The organism is Pseudomonas sp. MBLB4123 (assembly GCF_051904775.1).
GTDB classification, from domain to species: Bacteria; Pseudomonadota; Gammaproteobacteria; order Pseudomonadales; family Pseudomonadaceae; genus Aquipseudomonas; species Aquipseudomonas benzenivorans_B.
In genome coordinates this window covers 4096247-4112809 of the sequence record NZ_CP196711.1, presented here as the reverse complement: position 1 = coordinate 4112809, position 16563 = coordinate 4096247, and the positions used below count along the sequence as shown (strand labels likewise).

Genomic DNA, 16563 nt, shown 5'->3' with positions numbered 1-16563 from the left:
ACAGCCACCGGGCAGGCAAGGCTAGGAAGCCAGGCGCCCGGGCACTATAATGCGCGGTCCTTCGAACAGCCCGTTGAGCCCGCATGACCAAGAAGCTTTATATCGAAACCCACGGTTGCCAGATGAACGAGTACGACAGCTCGCGCATGGTCGACCTGCTGGGCGAGCATCAAGCCCTGGAAGTCACCGAGCGCGCGGAAGACGCCGACGTCATCCTGCTCAACACCTGTTCGATCCGCGAGAAGGCCCAGGACAAGGTGTTCTCCCAGCTCGGCCGCTGGCGCGAACTGAAGCAGGCCAATCCCCAGCTAGTGATCGGCGTCGGCGGCTGCGTGGCCAGCCAGGAAGGCGCGGCGATCCGCGACCGCGCGCCCTACGTCGACGTGGTGTTCGGCCCCCAGACCCTGCACCGCCTGCCGGAAATGATCGACGCCGCACGCACCACCAAGCAGCCCCAGGTGGATATCTCCTTCCCCGAGATCGAGAAGTTCGACCGCCTGCCCGAGCCGCGGGTCGACGGGCCCAGCGCCTTCGTCTCGGTGATGGAAGGCTGCAGCAAGTACTGCACCTTCTGCGTGGTGCCCTACACCCGCGGCGAGGAGGTCAGCCGCCCGCTGGCCGACGTGCTGGGCGAGATCGTCCACCTGGCCGAGAACGGCGTGCGCGAGGTGACCCTGCTCGGACAGAACGTCAACGGCTACCGCGGCGAGACCCCGGGCGGGCAGATCGCCGACTTCGCCGAGCTGCTCCATGCCGTGGCGGCCATCGACGGCATCGACCGCATCCGTTACACCACCAGCCACCCGCTGGAGTTCTCCGACGCCCTGATCCAGGCCCACGCCGAGATTCCCGAGCTGGTGAAATACCTGCACCTGCCGGTGCAGTCCGGCTCCGACCGCATCCTCGCGGCGATGAAGCGCAACCACACCGCGCTGGAGTACAAGTCGCGCATCCGCAAGCTGAAGGCGGCGGTGCCGGACATCCTGATCAGCTCGGACTTCATCATCGGCTTCCCCGGCGAGACCGAGAAGGACTTCGAACAGACCATGAAGCTGATCGAGGAGGTCGGCTTCGACTTCTCCTTCTCCTTCGTCTACAGCGCCCGCCCGGGAACCCCGGCGGCGGACCTGGCCGACGACACCCCGGAGGAGCTGAAGAAGCAACGCCTGCAGATCCTGCAGAACCGCATCAACCAGCAGGGCTTCGAGAACAGCCGACGAATGGTCGGCAGCGTCCAGCGCATCCTGGTCAGCGACTACTCGAAGAAGGACCCGGGCATGCTCCAGGGCCGCACCGAGCACAACCGCATCGTCAACTTCCGTTCAGGCAACCCGCGCCTGATCGGCCAGTTCGTCGACGTGCACATCGACGACGCCCTGCCCCATTCGCTGCGCGGCAGCCTGCTGAGCGAGCCGGCGGCGGACTGACCGGCAGCGGGGCGGACCGAGGTCCGCCCCGCCTGCGGCTAAAGCCGCAGCCCGCCGAGCTTTCCCCCTTCGACGGCTAGCGCTATTCTTCGCCTCACTACCCCTGCCGACTGGCGGCCATCTACGACCTTGAACGCACCCATAGAACCCCTTCGTTTCATCCTCGAACCCTTCGAGGCTCGCCGCTTCGCCAACCTCTGCGGACAATTCGACGAGCACCTGCGCCTGATCGAACAGCGCCTGGCGATCGAGATCCGCAATCGCGGCAACCAGTTCGAACTGGTCGGCCCCGCCGAGCAGACCGCCGCCGCCGAACAGCTGCTGCAGCGCCTGTACCGCGAGACCAAGAGCAGCGAACTGTCCCCCGACCTGGTGCACCTGTTCCTGCAGGAATCGGCCATGGAGTCGGTCGGCGACAAGAGCGAAGTCGGCGTCACCCTGCGCACCCGCAAGGGCAGCATCCGCCCGCGCGGTGCCAACCAGCAGCGCTACGTCAAGGCCATCCTCGACAACGACATCAACTTCGGCATCGGCCCGGCCGGCACCGGCAAGACCTACCTGGCCGTGGCCTGCGCGGTGGACGCCCTGGAGCGCGAGCAGGTGCGGCGCATCCTGCTGGTGCGCCCGGCGGTGGAGGCCGGCGAGAAGCTCGGCTTCCTGCCCGGCGACCTGGCGCAGAAGATCGACCCCTACCTGCGCCCGCTGTACGACGCCCTGTACGAGATGCTCGGCTTCGAACAGGTGGCCAAGCTGATCGAGCGCCAGGTGATCGAGATCGCGCCGCTGGCCTATATGCGCGGGCGCACCCTGAACAACAGCTTCATCATCCTCGACGAGAGCCAGAACACCACGATGGAACAGATGAAGATGTTCCTCACCCGCATCGGTTTCGGCTCCACCGCGGTGATCACCGGCGACATCACCCAGGTCGACCTGCCGCGCGGCACCCGCTCCGGCCTGACCCATGTGATCGACGTGCTGCACGAGGTGCCCGGCATCAGCTTCACCCACTTCAAGCCCAAGGACGTGGTGCGCCACCCCCTGGTCCAGCGCATCGTCGAGGCCTACGAACGGCACGACAACCGCCTGCACGGCAAACTCGACGACGAGCAGGACGGCCGCGATGGTTGAACTGGACCTGCAGGTCGCCAGCCGGGCCGACCGGCTGCCCGGCGAGGCGCAGTTTCGCGCCTGGTGCGAACTGGCCCTGCGCCAGCGCACGGCCGACTCCGAGCTGACCATCCGCCTGGTGGACGAGGCCGAGGGCCGCGAGCTCAATCGCACCTACCGGCACAAGGACTACGCCACCAACGTGCTGTCCTTTCCCGCCGAGGTGCCCGACGGGCCGGACGGCGAGCCGCTGCTCGACATCCCCCTGCTCGGCGACCTGGTGATCTGCGCCCCGGTGGTCGAGCGCGAGGCCCGCGAACAGGACAAGAGCCTGGAGGCCCACTGGGCCCACCTGGTGATTCACGGCTGCCTGCACCTGCTCGGCTACGACCACATCGAGGACGCCGAGGCCGAGGAAATGGAAGCCCTGGAACGTACACTGCTCGCCGAGCTGGGGCATCCCGACCCCTACGCCGGCGACGACTGATTGCCCACGAGCAAGGATTCCGAATCCCCCATGAGCGAAGACCGATCGAGCAACGAGCAGAAGTCCTGGCTGAACAAGCTGACCCAGGCTTTTGCTCCAGAGCCGAAGAACCGTCAGGAACTGCTGGAAGTGCTGCGCGAGGCGCATGAGAACAAGCTGCTCGACAGCGAGGCGTTGGCCATAGTCGAGGGCGCCATCCAGGTCGCCGACCTGCAGGTGCGCGACATCATGGTGCCGCGTTCGCAGATGATCAGCATCAAGTCCAGCCAGACGCCCAGGGAGTTCCTGCCGTCGATCATCGAGGCCGCCCACTCGCGCTACCCGGTGATCGGCGAAAGCCTCGACGACGTGATCGGCATCCTCCTGGCCAAGGACCTGCTGCCGCTCCTGCTGCAGGAGGAACAGGCGGGCTTCAACATCAAAGACCTGCTGCGCCCGGCGACCTTCGTCCCCGAGTCCAAGCGCCTCAACGTGCTGCTGCGCGAGTTCCGCGCCAACCACAACCACATGGCCGTGGTGATCGACGAGTACGGCGGCGTCGCCGGTCTGGTGACCATCGAGGACGTGCTCGAGCAGATAGTCGGCGACATCGAGGACGAGCACGACGTCGAGGAGGACAGCTACGTCAAGCCGCTGCCCTCCGGCGACTTCCTGGTCAAGGCCCTGACGCCGATCGACAGCTTCAACGAGGCCTTCGAGACGCAGTTCTCCGACGACGAGTTCGACACCGTCGGCGGCCTGGTGATGAGCGCCTTCGGCCACCTGCCCAAACGCAACGAGGTGACCGAGATCGGCGAGTTCCGCTTCCGCGTGCTCAATGCCGACAGCCGGCGCATCCACCTGCTGCGCCTGACCCCCCTGGCACGCTGAGGCGCCAGCCCCAGCCCCCCCCCGGCCGGCCTTCACCCGGCCGGGGTTCCACTCTATTCTTGCGCCTCCTCCATCCAAGGACCGGTACCGATGCACTGGATCACTCGCCCCGGCTGGCCGGGCAACCTGGCGGCCCTGGCGGCCGGCGCCCTCACCCCGCTGGCGCTGGCCCCCTTCGATCTCTGGCCGCTGGCGCTGCTGTCCATCGCCCTGCTCTACCTCGGCCTGCGCGACCTCGAGCCAGGCCCGGCGGCCGGCCGCGGCTGGTGCTACGGCTTCGGCCTGTTCGCCGCCGGCACCAGCTGGGTGTACGTCAGCATCCACGACTACGGCGCCGCCTCGCCGCCCCTGGCGGCCTTCCTGACCCTGGGCTTCGTCGCCGGTCTCGGCCTGTTCTTCGCCCTGGCCGCCTGGCTGTGGGCGCGCTGGCTGCGCCGGGTCGAGGCGCCGCTGGCCGACGCCCTGGCCTTCGCCGCCCTGTGGCTGGCCCAGGAGGCCTTTCGCGGCTGGTTTCTCACCGGTTTTCCCTGGCTCTATGCCGGCTATAGCCAGCTCGACGGGCCGCTGGCCGGACTCGCTCCGCTCGGCGGCGTCTGGCTGATCTCCTTCGTCCTGGCGCTCTGCGCCGCCCTGCTGGTCAACCTGTCCCGACTACGCGCCCGCAAGGCCTTCCTGGCCGTCGGCCTGGTGCTGCTGGCTACCCCCTGGATCGCCGGCCTGGCGCTCAAGGACCGCGCCTGGACCACAGCCAGCGGCGCACCGCTCAAGGTCGCCGCCATGCAGGGCAATGTGCCGCAGAACCTCAAGTGGGACCCGGCCCAGCTCAACGCCCAGCTGGTGCTGTACCGCGACCTGAGCTTCAACGCCGCGCCGACCGACCTGATCGTCTGGCCGGAGACCGCGGTGCCGGTGCTCAAGGAGCAGGCGAGCGGTTATCTGGCGATGATGGCGCGCTTCGCCCGGGAGCGCGGCGCCGCGCTGATCACCGGCGTGCCGATCCGCCAGGCCAACGAACGCGGCGAGCCGCGCTACTACAACGCGGTCAGCGTGGTCGGCGAAGGCGCGGGCGACTACCTCAAGCAGAAACTGGTGCCCTTCGGCGAGTACGTGCCGCTGCAGGAACTGCTGCGCGGCCTGATCGCCTTCTTCGACCTGCCGATGTCGGACTTCGCCCGCGGCGACGCCGAGCAGCCGCTGCTGCAGGCCAGGGGCCACCGCATCGCCACCTACATCTGCTACGAGGTGGTCTATCCGGAATTCGCCGCGGGCCTGGCCGCCCAGAGCGACCTGCTGCTGACGGTGAGCAACGACGCCTGGTTCGGCACCTCGATCGGCCCCCTGCAGCACCTGCAGATGGCGCAGATGCGTGCCCTCGAGGCGGGGCGCTGGATGATCCGTGCCACCAACAACGGCATGACCGTGCTGATCGACCCCTTCGGGCGCATCACCGCCCAGCTGCCACAGTTCGAACGCGGCGTGCTCTATGGCGAGGTGCAGCCCATGCAGCAGCTGACCCCCTACCTGCAGTGGCGCGCCTGGCCCCTGGCACTGCTCTGCGCCCTGCTACTGGGCTGGGCGCTGCTGGCCAGCCGAGTGGCGCGCACAGTCTAGGCCGTCATTCGGCGCCATCCTCCCGGCCATAGAACAGGGGATAGGCGATCAGCCCGATCGCCTCGTTGAGCAGCAGCGTGTTCTGCCACAGGGCCTTGGCCTCCGGCAGCCAGCCGCCGGCGGGACGGCCATTGGCCACGCCGAAGAACCCCAGCGGCGCCGCCACCACCTCCAGACCCTGCTGTTCGAAGCACCAGCGCGCCCTGGGCATGTGCCAGGCCTGGGTCACCAGCAGCACCCGGGTAATGCCCGCCGCCGCCAACAGCTCGGCGCTCCGAGCGGCATTCTCCCAGGTGGTGCGACTCGCCCCCTCCTGCCAACGCACCGCCACACCGAAATCCCGCGCCAGCACCTCGGCCCCCAGGGCCGCCTCGCTGGGCGGCTGGCCATAGTGCAAACCGCCACTGGTCAGCAGCGGCAGGCCCGTGGCCCTGGTCAGGCGTGCGGCGTAGCGCAGCCGCTCCAGGGCCATCGAAGCGGGCTGATCGCCGCCCCAGGCCGGGTCGTCGCGCTCGCGACCGCCACCGAGCACCACTATCGCCTCGGCCCGCCGGGCCAGCATCGGCCATTGCGCCTCGGCCAGCGCCGGATCACGCTCCAGCCACCGCGCCGACCACTCCACCGTGACCGGCAGGCTCATCAGCCACAGACCGCCGACAGCGAGGACGAAGCAGCAGCTGGCGACGCGTGGCATGCGCCTGCGCAGCCACCAGCCGAGCACCAGCAGGAGCAGCAAACCGCCAGGCGGCATGAACAGGTGTTTGAGCATGTAGCGAATCGGCATCGGGCGCCCTCCAATGGGAGCCAAGCCTAACAGGCCATCGCCCGCCCCCGGACAGAATCAGCCACCACGCCCAGGCAAGACACCGACAGAGCTATGGCCGGTGGCCATTGCTCGAACGAAAAAGCTGCGAACCGCAGGCCGCGCAGGCCTGCACTCCGCTCCCCGGCTGCCAATCGATCGCTATGCCGCAGAGCGCGCAGCACAGCTGCAGTGGTTGACTCAAAGGCACTTGGGTCGTATCCAGTGCCCGGCTGACGGCCCGCTCCAGGGCCCGCTCCGACTTGGCCGCCCGTACCGGCAACTGCTCGATCTGCGCCAACTCCTCCGCCGCCGCATGCCAGCCACGCAGCCAGTTCAGGTCATGATCCAGGTAGGCGCGAATCAACTCCAGCTCGGCGGAGGTAAGGCCGCGCAACTCCAACTCGCCCGGCGTCTCGGCGGATAACCGCCCCATGCTGTCAGCCTCATCCAGTGCCAAGGCGAGGCGCTGCAGCAGCCGCTCGTACAAACTGCCGCGCGCATCCGCTCTTCGCAACTCACCCATCCTTCACCTCGCGCAGGCTTGATCGAACAGCCCCTCTAGCAAGCTTAGCGGCCACCCTTCATCCGGCAGTCCCCGGCGACCAACGGCGGCCCCTGCCCCGGGCGACGGGCAGCCCGCGCAATCAGGGTTTCCCTCAGCCGAGGGGGGTCATGTATGCTACGGCGTTTCCCGCAAGCCCCATTTCCCAGCGCCAGTAGCCATGCACGAACAGTATCAGCCACGCGAGATCGAAGCCGCCGCGCAGTCCCACTGGGACGCGCAGAAATCCTTTGTAGTGAGTGAACAGCCGGGCAAGGACACCTTCTACTGCCTGTCGATGTTCCCCTACCCCAGCGGCAAGCTGCACATGGGCCACGTGCGCAACTACACCATCGGCGACGTGATCGCCCGCTACCAGCGCATGCAGGGCAAGAACGTGCTGCAGCCGATGGGCTGGGACGCCTTCGGCATGCCGGCGGAAAACGCCGCGATGAAGAACAAGGTCGCGCCGGCCAAGTGGACCTACGAGAACATCGAGTACATGAAGACCCAGCTCAAGAGCCTGGGCCTGGCCATCGATTGGTCCCGCGAAGTCACCACCTGCAAGCCGGACTACTACCGCTGGGAGCAGTGGCTGTTCACCCGCCTGTTCGAGAAGGGTGTGATCTACCGCAAGAACGGCACCGTCAACTGGGACCCGGTGGACCAGACCGTGCTGGCCAACGAGCAGGTCATCGACGGCCGCGGCTGGCGTTCGGGCGCGCTGATCGAGAAGCGCGAGATCCCCATGTACTACTTCAAGATCACCGCCTACGCGGATGAACTCTTGAGCAGCCTGGACGAGCTGGACGGCTGGCCGGAGCAGGTCAAGACCATGCAGCGCAACTGGATCGGCAAGAGCTTCGGGGCCGACATCGTCTTCGACTACGACCTCGAAAGCATCGGCGAAGCCGGCCAGTTGCGGGTCTACTCCACTCGCCCCGACACCCTGATGGGCGCCACTTATGTGGCGGTGGCCGCCGAGCACCCGCTGGCCCAGCGCGCCGCGGCGAAGAACCCGCAGATCGCCGCCTTCATCGCCGAATGCAAGGCCGGCTCCGTGGCCGAGGCCGACATGGCCACCATGGAGAAGAAGGGCATGGCCACCGGCGAATACGTCATCCACCCGCTGACCGGCGACAAGCTGCCGGTGTGGGTCGCCAACTACGTGCTCTGGGGCTACGGCGAAGGCGCGGTGATGGCGGTGCCGGCCCACGACGAACGCGACTTCGAGTTCGCCCATAAGTACGGCCTCGAAATTAAGCCGGTCTACAAAAAGCTTTACATCAAAGATCAACTCCGTGACGTAGAACGCCCTGTTGATCAGTACGAATATGTCGACACTACCCAGTGGCAGGATTGGTACGCATCCAAAGAAGACTGGATGGTTTCCATCAGTAGCGGTAAGTACGACGACAAAACTTATGAAGAAGCCTTCGACGCCATAGTCGCCGACCTCGAAGCCAGCGGCCACGGCGCGCGCAAGACCCAGTTCCGCCTGCGCGACTGGGGCATCAGCCGCCAGCGCTACTGGGGCTGCCCTATCCCGATCATCCACTGCGACAGCTGCGGCGACGTACCGGTGCCGGAAGACCAGCTGCCGGTGGTGCTACCCGAAGACGTGGTGCCGGACGGCAGCGGCAGCCCGCTGGCCAAGATGCCCGAGTTCTATGAATGCAGCTGCCCGAAGTGCGGCGCGCCGGCCAAGCGCGAAACCGACACCATGGACACCTTCGTGGAAAGCTCCTGGTACTTCGCCCGCTACGCCTCGCCCCAGTACACCGGCGGCATGGTCGACCCGGCCGCGGCCAACCACTGGCTGCCGGTGGACCAGTACATCGGCGGCATCGAGCACGCCATCCTGCACCTGCTGTACGCGCGCTTCTTCCACAAGCTGATGCGCGACGAGGGCCTGCTGAGCTCCAACGAGCCGTTCAAGAACCTGCTGACCCAGGGCATGGTGGTGGCCGACACCTACTACCGCCTCGCCGATAACGGCGGCAAGGACTGGTTCAACCCGGCCGACGTCGTCGTCGAGCGCGATGCCAAGGGCAAGGTCGTCGCCGCCAAACTGGCCAGCGACGGCCTGCCGGTGGAGATCGGCGGCACCGAGAAGATGTCCAAGTCGAAGAACAACGGCGTCGACCCCCAGGCCATGATCGATGCCTACGGCGCCGACACCTGCCGCCTGTTCATGATGTTCGCCTCGCCGCCGGACATGAGCCTGGAATGGTCCGATTCCGGCGTCGAGGGCGGCAGCCGCTTCCTCCGTCGCGTCTGGCGCCTGGCCCAGGGCCATGTCAGCCAGGGCCTGCCGGGGGCACTGGACAAGAATGCGCTGAACGACGAACAGAAGGCCGTCCGTCGCGCCATCCACCTGGCCATCAAGCAGGCCAGCACCGATATCGGCCAGCACCACAAGTTCAACACCGCCATCGCCGCGGTGATGACCCTGATGAACGTGCTGGAGAAGGCCCCGCAGGCCAGCGCCCTGGATCGTGCCCTGCTCCAGGAGGGCCTGGAAACCGTGGCCCTGCTGCTGGCGCCGATCACCCCGCACATCTGCCACGAACTGTGGCAGCGGCTCGGCCATGCCGAGGCGATCATCGACGCCCGCTGGCCGGCGCTGGACGAGTCCGCCCTGGTGCAGGACAGCCTGACCCTGGTGGTCCAGGTCAACGGCAAGCTGCGCGGCCAGATCGAGGTGCCGGCCAGCGCCAGCCGCGAAGAGGTCGAGGCCGCCGCCCGCGGCAACGAGAACGTGCTGCGCTTCACCGAAGGCCTCGCCATCCGCAAGGTCATCGTGGTGCCCGGCAAGCTGGTCAACATAGTCGCCAACTGATTAGGCTCGGCGCGACCGTCACGCGGCGCGCCGGCACGCTCGACAAGGGGATACGAAGATGATGAAACGGAATCTGTTGGTTATGGGCCTGAGCCTGCTGCTCGGCGCCTGCGGCTTCCAGCTGCGCGGCACCGGCGACGTGCAGTTCGCCCTCAAGGAGCTGGACGTCAGCGCGCGCAATGCCTACGGCGACACCCTCAAGCAGCTGCGCCAGGTCCTCGAAAGCAATCAGGTGCGGGTCTACACCGGCGCGCCCTATAAGCTGGTGCTGAGCGACGAACGCGAGAGCCAGCGCGCCGCCAGCTACACCAGCGCCGCCCGCAGCGCCGAGTACGAGCTGACCACCACCCTCGACTACGAGATCCGCGGCGCGCGCAACCTGCTGCTGCTGAGCAACAGCCTGGAGGCGCAGAGCTTCTATGTGCAGGACGGCAACAACCTGATCGGCTCCAGCCAGGAAGCCAGCCAACTGCGCAACGAGATGCGCCGCGACCTGGTGCAGCAGCTGGTGCAGCGCCTGCAACAGATCAGCCCGGACCAGCTCGACCAGCTGCAGCAGACCGCCGAAGCCAAGGCCAAGGCCGAAGCCGAGGCACTGGAGGCGGCCCGTCAGCGCCAGGCCGCACAGCCGCAGCAGTCGCCCATATCGCTGCCAAGCTACCCCTGATGCGCCCGGCGGGGCCGCCCATGGCCCCGCCCGCCCCTGCCGATGAAGCTCAACCCCGCACAACTCAACAAGCACCTGCAAGGCAGCCTGGCCCCGATCTACGTGGTCAGCGGCGATGAGGCCCTGCTCTGCCAGGAGGCCTGCGACGCCATCCGCGCCGCGACCCGCCAGCAGGGCTTCGGCGAGCGCCAGGTGTTCAACGCCGAGAACAATTTCGACTGGGGCCAGCTGCTGCAGGCCGGCGCCAGCCTGTCGCTGTTCGCCGAAAAGCGCCTGCTGGAACTGCGCATCCCCAACGGCAAGCCCGGCGACAAGGGCGCCGCCGCGCTGCTGGAATACCTGGCCCGCCCGGCCGACGACACCGTGCTGCTGATCAGCCTGCCCAAGCTCGACGGCAGCACCCAGAAGACCAAGTGGGCCAAGGCCCTGATCGACGGCGCCCAGACCCAGTACCTGCAGATCTGGCCGGTCGATGCCGCCCAGCTGCCGCAATGGATTCGCCAGCGCCTGGCCCAGGCCGGCCTGAGCGCCAGCCAGGAGGCGGTGGAGATGATCGCCGCGCGGGTGGAAGGCAACCTGCTGGCCGCCGCCCAGGAGATCGAGAAACTCAAGCTGCTCGCCGAAGGTGGCCAGGTCGACGCCGACACCGTGCTCGCCGCCGTGGCCGACAGTGCCCGCTACGACGTGTTCGGCCTGATCGATGCGGCGCTGGCTGGCGAAGCCGCCCACGCCCTGCGCATGCTCGAGGGCCTGCGCGGCGAAGGGGTCGAGCCGCCGGTGATTCTCTGGGCCCTGGCCCGGGAGATCCGCCTGCTCGCCACCATCGCCCAGCAATACGCCCAGGGCATGCCCTTGGACAAGGCGTTCAGCGCGGCGCGCCCACCGGTCTGGGACAAGCGCCGCCCCCTGGTGAGCAAGGCCTTGCAACGCCACTCGGCGGCGCGCTGGGGACAGTTGCTGCAGGTCGCCCAGCGCATCGACGCGCAGATCAAGGGCCAGGCCGCCGGCGATCCCTGGAGCGGCCTGAGCCTGCTGACCCTCACCCTCTGCGGCCAGCGCCTGGGCCTCGCCGACGAGCCCGACCGCTAAGCCGGCTACAAGGTTCGGCCTGGCGCTGGACTTCCCCGCCCCCAGCCGCCATCATCGGCCAGCCCGCAACCGGCGGGCGCCGCACGAGGCCACGCCATGAGCAAGAAAAGACCCCATGGCCCGAACCGGGCCAAGTCCCTGATCGCCCAGCCGCTGTTTCGCTGCCGCCAGGAAAAACCGCGCAAGGGCAAAGGCAGTTACCGCCGCGAAGCCTCCCAGACAAACTGGGAGGCTTCGTTCTTTGTGGCCGCCTGAAAGGCCCGCCACAGCCCGCATGCCGGCCCATTCATGCTAAGGTAACGGCCTGCAAAACGCCCCGAGACCACCATGCCCTACCTGCTTCTTCGTGGCCTGAGTCATACCGCCACGGCCTGCCTGCTTCTGTTGCTGACGGCCTGCGCCGAGGCCCCCGCGCAGCCCCTGGCGTCCGCTCCGGCAACGGCAGTCACCACCACGAGTCCGACCGCGGCCATCGCCGCCCCGCTGCTCAGTTTCGACGAGTGGCGCAGCCTGCTGCGCAGCGACGCCATAGCCGCCGGCATCGATGCCGGGCTGTTCGACCGGGCCTTTGCCGGTGTCACCCTCGACCCCAAGGTCATCGCCGCCGACAACAACCAGCCCGAGTTCAGCCGCCCGATCTGGGACTACATCGATGGCGCCCTCTCTACCGCGCGCGTGGCCCAGGGCCGCTTGCTCAAGGCCCAGCACCGGCCGACCCTCAAGGCCATTCGCAGCGCCTACGCCGTCGACCACGAAGTGCTGATCGCCATCTGGGGCATGGAAAGCAACTTCGGCAGCAACATCGGCAGCAACAACGTGATCCGCTCGCTGGCGACCCTGGCCTACGACGGCCGCCGTCAGGTGTTCTGGCGCAGCCAGTTGCTGGCAGCCTTGCAGATCCTGCAGGCCGGCGACAGCACGACGCAGCAGTTGATTGGCTCCTGGGCCGGAGCCATGGGGCAGACCCAGTTCATGCCGACCACCTTCAACCTGTACGCGGTGGACTTCGACGGCGACGGCCGCCGCGACCTGTGGCGCTCGGCCCCCGATGCACTGGCCTCTGCCGCCAACTACCTGCACGACTCGGGCTGGGACAATGGCCAGCCCTGGGGCTTCGAGGTGCGCCTGCCGTCGCCCTTCGATTACGCCCTGGCCGACCCGGAGGTGCGCCTCAGCCTGGCGCAATGGCGAGCGCTGGGCATCGAACCGGTCAACCCGGTAGACGCCCGGGAAGACAACATGGCCAGCCTGCTGCTGCCCGCCGGCCACCGGGGCCCCGCGTTCCTGCTGCTCAACAACTTCCGCAGCATCCTCAAGTACAACAACTCCACGGCCTACGCCCTGGCCATCGGCCTGCTCTCGGATGCCCTCGACGGTCAGCCTGGCGTGCAAGCCGCCTGGCCGCGTTCCGACCGCCAACTGGGCCGCAGCGAACGTGTCGAGCTGCAGGCGCTGCTGACCCAGAACGGCTTCGAGCCGGGGCCGGCGGACGGCATCATCGGCGCCAACACGCGCAAAGCCGTACGCGCCTTCCAGCAACGCCTCGGTCAGCCGGCCGACGGCTACCCGAGCTATGAGCTGCTGCAGCAACTGCGCAAGCGCTGAACCGCCAGGCGAATCATGAGGCGACCCTAGGGTCGCCTTTTTCGTTGCGCGCGGGGCCCAGGATCGGCCGGACAGCAGCGGCGCAAGGGACCGAGCGACCGGCAGACGGCCGCCGGCTCGGGAAAACACCTTCTGTGGTAGACTGCGCGGCGGCCACAAGCCTCTCGCCAATGGAGCCTCTACCGGAGTCCAGATTTCCGATGTCAGACACGTCCTCGCCCAAACCCGTTGCCAGCGGCGACAAATTCCGCACCGTTCAGGGCATCACCGCGATCAAGGATGGCCAGAAGCGCCGTGCCTCGGCCGAACCCCAGGTCTTCGAACCCAAGCCCAAGTGGCTGCGGGTCAAGGCGCCCGGCGGCAGCCGCTTCGAGGCGGTCAAGCGCAATGTCGGCGAGCACCGCCTGAGCACCGTGTGCCAGGAGTCGCACTGCCCGAACATGGGCGAGTGCTGGTCCAACGGCACCGCCACCATCATGCTGATGGGCTCGGTATGCACCCGCGCCTGCCGCTTCTGCGCGGTGGACACCGGCAACCCGAACGGCTGGCTGGACCTGGAAGAACCGCAGAACACCGCCAAGTCGGTCGAGCTGATGGCGCTGCGCTATATAGTGCTGACCTCGGTGGATCGCGACGATCTGGACGATGGCGGCGCCGCTCACTACGCCGCCTGCGTGCGCGCCATCAAGGCGAATACGCCGCAGGTGGTGGTGGAAGCCCTGACCCCCGACTTCGACGGCGACCTGCCGGCCATCGAGCGGGTGGTGGACTCCGGCCTGCAGGTGTTCGCGCAGAACGTCGAGACGGTCAAGCGTCTGACCCATGTGGTGCGCGACCCCCGTGCCGGCTACGAGAAGACCCTGCACGTGCTGGCGCATGCCAAGCGCCACCGCCCGGACGTGCTGACCAAGACCAGCCTGATGCTGGGCCTGGGCGAGACCGACGAGGAAGTCGTCGAGACCATGGACGACCTGCGCGCCATCGGCGTGGACATCCTCACCCTCGGCCAGTACCTGCAGCCCACCCGCAACCACCTGCCGGTCAAGCGCTGGGTCAGCCCGGAAGAGTTCAATAGGTTCCGCGACATCGGCCTGGAAAAGGGCTTCATGGAAGTGGCTGCCGGCCCGCTGGTGCGCTCCAGCTACCGGGCCGACAAGGTCTTCGAGAAGAACAACCTGGGCCTGGCCGCACCGGTTCCGGTGCCGGGCCAGGAGAGCGACCCGAGCCTCATTCCGGCACTCAACCTGAACTAGTCGCCTGCCCTCCCCGGATTACGCCTTCGGCTGATCCGGGCTACGGGGTCGCGTAACCCAGGCGCCGGCGTAGCGCCTGCTCGAGACGCTGCGCCACCTCGTCGAACGCCGGCGGCGCGTCGAGCAGGTCCCGCAACTGCACCATTTTCAGCCCCGCATAGCCGCAGGGGTTGATCCGCCAGAAGGGCGACATGTCCATGTCCACGTTGAGCGCCAGGCCGTGGAACGAACAGCCGCGGCTGACCCGCAGCCCCAACGAGGCGATCTTCTCGCCCTTGACGTAGACGCCCGGCGCATCGGCCTTGGGGGAGGCCTCGATACCGTAGCCGGCCAGCACATCCACCAGGCTCTGCTCCATCGCCGTCACCAGCTCGCGCACGCCCAGGTTCAGGCGGCGCAGGTCCAGCATCAGATAGGCCACCAGCTGGCCCGGGCCGTGGTAGGTCACCTGCCCGCCGCGCTCGACCTGAATCACCGGAATATCGCCCGGCGCCAGCAGATGCTCGGCCTTGCCGGCCTGGCCCTGGGTGAACACCTTCGGATGCTGCAGCAACCAGATTTCGTCGGGCGTCGACTCGTCGCGCTCGGCCGTGAGCCGGCGCATCGCTTCCAGGGTCGGCAGATAATCCACGACGCCGAGACGGCGCACGACGAGCTCGGACACTAGAGCACCATGTGCACGCGGCCGGTGGCGCGCAGGTCGACATGGATGGCTTGCAGCTGGTCGACGCTGGTGGCGGTGATCAGCACCTGCACCGAGAGGAAACGGCCGTTGCGGCTGTCGCGCACCACCAGGGTCGAGGCGTCGAGGTCGGGGGCATGGCGCTGCACCACCTCCAGCACCAGGTCGGCGAAACCCTCGCCGGCATCGCCGATCACCTTGATCGGGTAGCGCTCGCAGGGAAATTCGATTTTCGGGGCTTGTACGTCGGTATCGGTCATAGGGTCAGCGGGCTTGTGGCCCGTCCATGGGCGAAATCAGTTGAACAGTCCATAGAAGAACAGGCGAATGCTATCCCACAGACGCCGGAAGAGGCCACCCTCCTCCACGGACTCCAGGGCCACCAGGTCGGCGCTGTGCACCACCTCCTCGCCCAGCTTGACCTCGACCTTGCCGATCACCTGGCCCTGCTCGATGGGCGCCATCAGCTGCGGATTGAGGGTCATGCCGGCCTGCAGCTTGTCCAGCTGGCCCTTGGGCAGGGTCAGGGTCAGGTCGTCGGCCAGGCCGGCCTTGAGCTGACGAGCGGTGCCCTTCCACACCTGGGCCTGGGCCAGTTCGGCGCCCTTCTGGTAGAAGGTGCGGGTCTCGAAGAAGCGGAAGCCGTAGGTCAGCAGCTTCTGGGTCTCGGCGGCGCGGGCCTGTTCGCTGTTGGTGCCGAACACCACGGAGATCAGGCGCATGCCGTCGCGCACCGCGGAGGACACCAGGCAGTAGCCGGCTTCCTCGGTGTGCCCGGTCTTCAGGCCGTCGACGGTCTTGTCGCGCCACAGCAGCAGGTTGCGGTTGGGCTGCTTGATGCCGTTCCAGAGGAACTCCTTCTGCGCATAGATCGCATAGTGCTGGGGATCCTCGTAGATGATCGCCCGGGCCAGCTTGGCCATGTCCTTGGCCGAGGAGTAGTGCTCCGGGTCCGGCCAGCCGGTGGCGTTGCGGAACTGGCTGTTGGCCATGCCCAGGCGCTCGGCGGTGGCGTTCATCATGTCGGCGAAGGCTTCTTCGCTGCCGGCGATGTGTTCGGCGATGGCCACGCTGGCGTCGTTGCCGGACTGGATGATGATGCCGCGCAGCAGGTCGTCGACCGCGACCTCGTTGCCGACCTCGATGAACATCTTCGAGCCCCCCATGCGCCAGGCCTTCTCGCTGATGCGCACCAGGTCGCTGCCCTTGATCTGGCCGCGGTTGATGTCCAGGGTCGCCAGGTAGGCGGTCATCAGCTTGGTCAGGCTGGCCGGCGGCAGGCGCTCGTCGGCGTTCTGCTCGATCAGCACGTTGCCGCTGGCGGCATCCATCAGCACATAGGACTTGGCGGCCAGCTGCGGCGGCGCCGGGATCACCATCTGGCTGGCCCAGGTGGCCGGTGCGATGAGCAGCAGAAGGGACAGGAAAAGGCGTTGGGCAAAGCTGGTGGTATTCATCCGTCTCTCGAGGTGGCTAGGGGTGGAACAGGCCCGGGAGGGCAAATTGTCGAAGCCGCCGGCCAAGGGCCGACGGCGGTTCAGTGCTTAGTCAGGTGTCCGGCCGATTAGTGCCGC

General features: G+C 67.5%; 16 protein-coding genes. 11 read left to right on the top strand and 5 right to left on the bottom strand.

Annotation, left to right across the window (positions count from 1 at the left end):
- Nucleotides 1-83: 83 nt before the first annotated feature.
- From miaB to lnt, 5 genes are all read left to right on the top strand, one after another.
- Entirely contained in the window at nt 84-1427 is a 1344-nt protein-coding gene (gene miaB / locus ACSX1C_RS19055; RefSeq protein WP_318643621.1) for a tRNA (N6-isopentenyl adenosine(37)-C2)-methylthiotransferase MiaB, read from the top strand.
- Nucleotides 1428-1556: 129 nt separating this feature from the next.
- Nucleotides 1557-2558, top strand: coding sequence for a PhoH family protein (locus tag ACSX1C_RS19050; protein ID WP_439887423.1), 1002 nt, complete (start codon nt 1557-1559; stop codon nt 2556-2558).
- Nucleotides 2551-3024, top strand: coding sequence for an rRNA maturation RNase YbeY (ybeY, locus tag ACSX1C_RS19045; RefSeq protein ID WP_439887422.1), 474 nt, complete (start codon nt 2551-2553; stop codon nt 3022-3024). The genes ACSX1C_RS19050 and ybeY overlap by 8 nt, the downstream gene beginning before the upstream one ends.
- 30 nt (nt 3025-3054) lie before the next feature.
- A complete protein-coding gene (locus tag ACSX1C_RS19040) occupies nt 3055-3894 on the top strand; it encodes an HlyC/CorC family transporter (RefSeq protein WP_439887421.1) in 840 nt (279 codons plus the stop codon).
- 90 nt (nt 3895-3984) lie between these two features.
- Nucleotides 3985-5505 carry an apolipoprotein N-acyltransferase gene (gene lnt / locus ACSX1C_RS19035; protein ID WP_439887420.1) on the top strand — a complete coding sequence of 507 codons (1521 nt, stop codon included), beginning with the start codon at nt 3985-3987 and terminating at the stop codon, nt 5503-5505.
- A gap of 4 nt (nt 5506-5509) precedes the next feature.
- Here the strand turns inward: lnt and ACSX1C_RS19030 are convergent, their stop codons facing one another.
- Complete coding sequence (locus ACSX1C_RS19030) at nt 5510-6289, bottom strand: YdcF family protein (protein ID WP_439887419.1); 780 nt, start codon at nt 6287-6289, stop codon at nt 5510-5512.
- A 91-nt stretch (nt 6290-6380) separates the two neighbouring features.
- Nucleotides 6381-6833 (bottom strand): hypothetical protein, encoded by a 453-nt coding sequence (locus ACSX1C_RS19025; RefSeq protein WP_439887418.1) that lies wholly within the window; start codon nt 6831-6833, stop codon nt 6381-6383.
- Nucleotides 6834-7032: 199 nt separating this feature from the next.
- On the opposite strand from ACSX1C_RS19025, the gene leuS reads away from it, so the two are divergent.
- The 6 genes from leuS to lipA all read left to right on the top strand — a co-directional run bounded on the left by leuS (nt 7033) and on the right by lipA (nt 14307).
- The gene (leuS, locus tag ACSX1C_RS19020) at nt 7033-9693 is read left to right on the top strand and encodes a leucine--tRNA ligase (protein ID WP_439887417.1); all 2661 of its coding nucleotides are present in this window, start codon (nt 7033-7035) and stop codon (nt 9691-9693) included.
- Between the two features lie 58 nt (nt 9694-9751).
- A complete protein-coding gene (locus ACSX1C_RS19015; protein ID WP_318643629.1) occupies nt 9752-10360 on the top strand; it encodes an LPS-assembly lipoprotein LptE in 609 nt (202 codons plus the stop codon).
- A 42-nt stretch (nt 10361-10402) separates the two neighbouring features.
- On the top strand, nt 10403-11449 hold the full coding sequence (holA, locus tag ACSX1C_RS19010; protein WP_439887416.1) for a DNA polymerase III subunit delta: 1047 nt from the start codon (nt 10403-10405) through the stop codon (nt 11447-11449).
- 96 nt (nt 11450-11545) lie between these two features.
- Entirely contained in the window at nt 11546-11704 is a 159-nt protein-coding gene (gene arfA, locus ACSX1C_RS19005) for an alternative ribosome rescue factor ArfA (RefSeq protein ID WP_439887415.1), read from the top strand.
- Between the two features lie 72 nt (nt 11705-11776).
- Nucleotides 11777-13054 (top strand): lytic murein transglycosylase, encoded by a 1278-nt coding sequence (locus tag ACSX1C_RS19000; protein ID WP_439887414.1) that lies wholly within the window; start codon nt 11777-11779, stop codon nt 13052-13054.
- 200 nt (nt 13055-13254) lie between these two features.
- Nucleotides 13255-14307: a lipoyl synthase gene (gene lipA, locus ACSX1C_RS18995; RefSeq protein WP_439887413.1), complete on the top strand. Its 1053-nt coding sequence runs from the start codon at nt 13255-13257 to the stop codon at nt 14305-14307.
- A gap of 40 nt (nt 14308-14347) precedes the next feature.
- Here lipA and lipB read toward each other — a convergent pair whose 3' ends face one another.
- The 3 genes from lipB to ACSX1C_RS18980 are packed head-to-tail and all read right to left on the bottom strand — an operon-like array spanning nt 14348 to nt 16446.
- Nucleotides 14348-14971 carry a lipoyl(octanoyl) transferase LipB gene (gene lipB / locus ACSX1C_RS18990; protein WP_439887412.1) on the bottom strand — a complete coding sequence of 208 codons (624 nt, stop codon included), beginning with the start codon at nt 14969-14971 and terminating at the stop codon, nt 14348-14350.
- The gene (locus ACSX1C_RS18985) at nt 14971-15249 is read right to left on the bottom strand and encodes a DUF493 domain-containing protein (RefSeq protein ID WP_439887411.1); all 279 of its coding nucleotides are present in this window, start codon (nt 15247-15249) and stop codon (nt 14971-14973) included. Before ACSX1C_RS18985 ends, lipB begins: the two co-directional genes overlap by 1 nt.
- A 36-nt stretch (nt 15250-15285) precedes the next feature.
- Complete coding sequence (locus ACSX1C_RS18980; protein WP_318643636.1) at nt 15286-16446, bottom strand: D-alanyl-D-alanine carboxypeptidase family protein; 1161 nt, start codon at nt 16444-16446, stop codon at nt 15286-15288.
- Between the last annotated feature and the right edge of the window lie 117 nt (nt 16447-16563).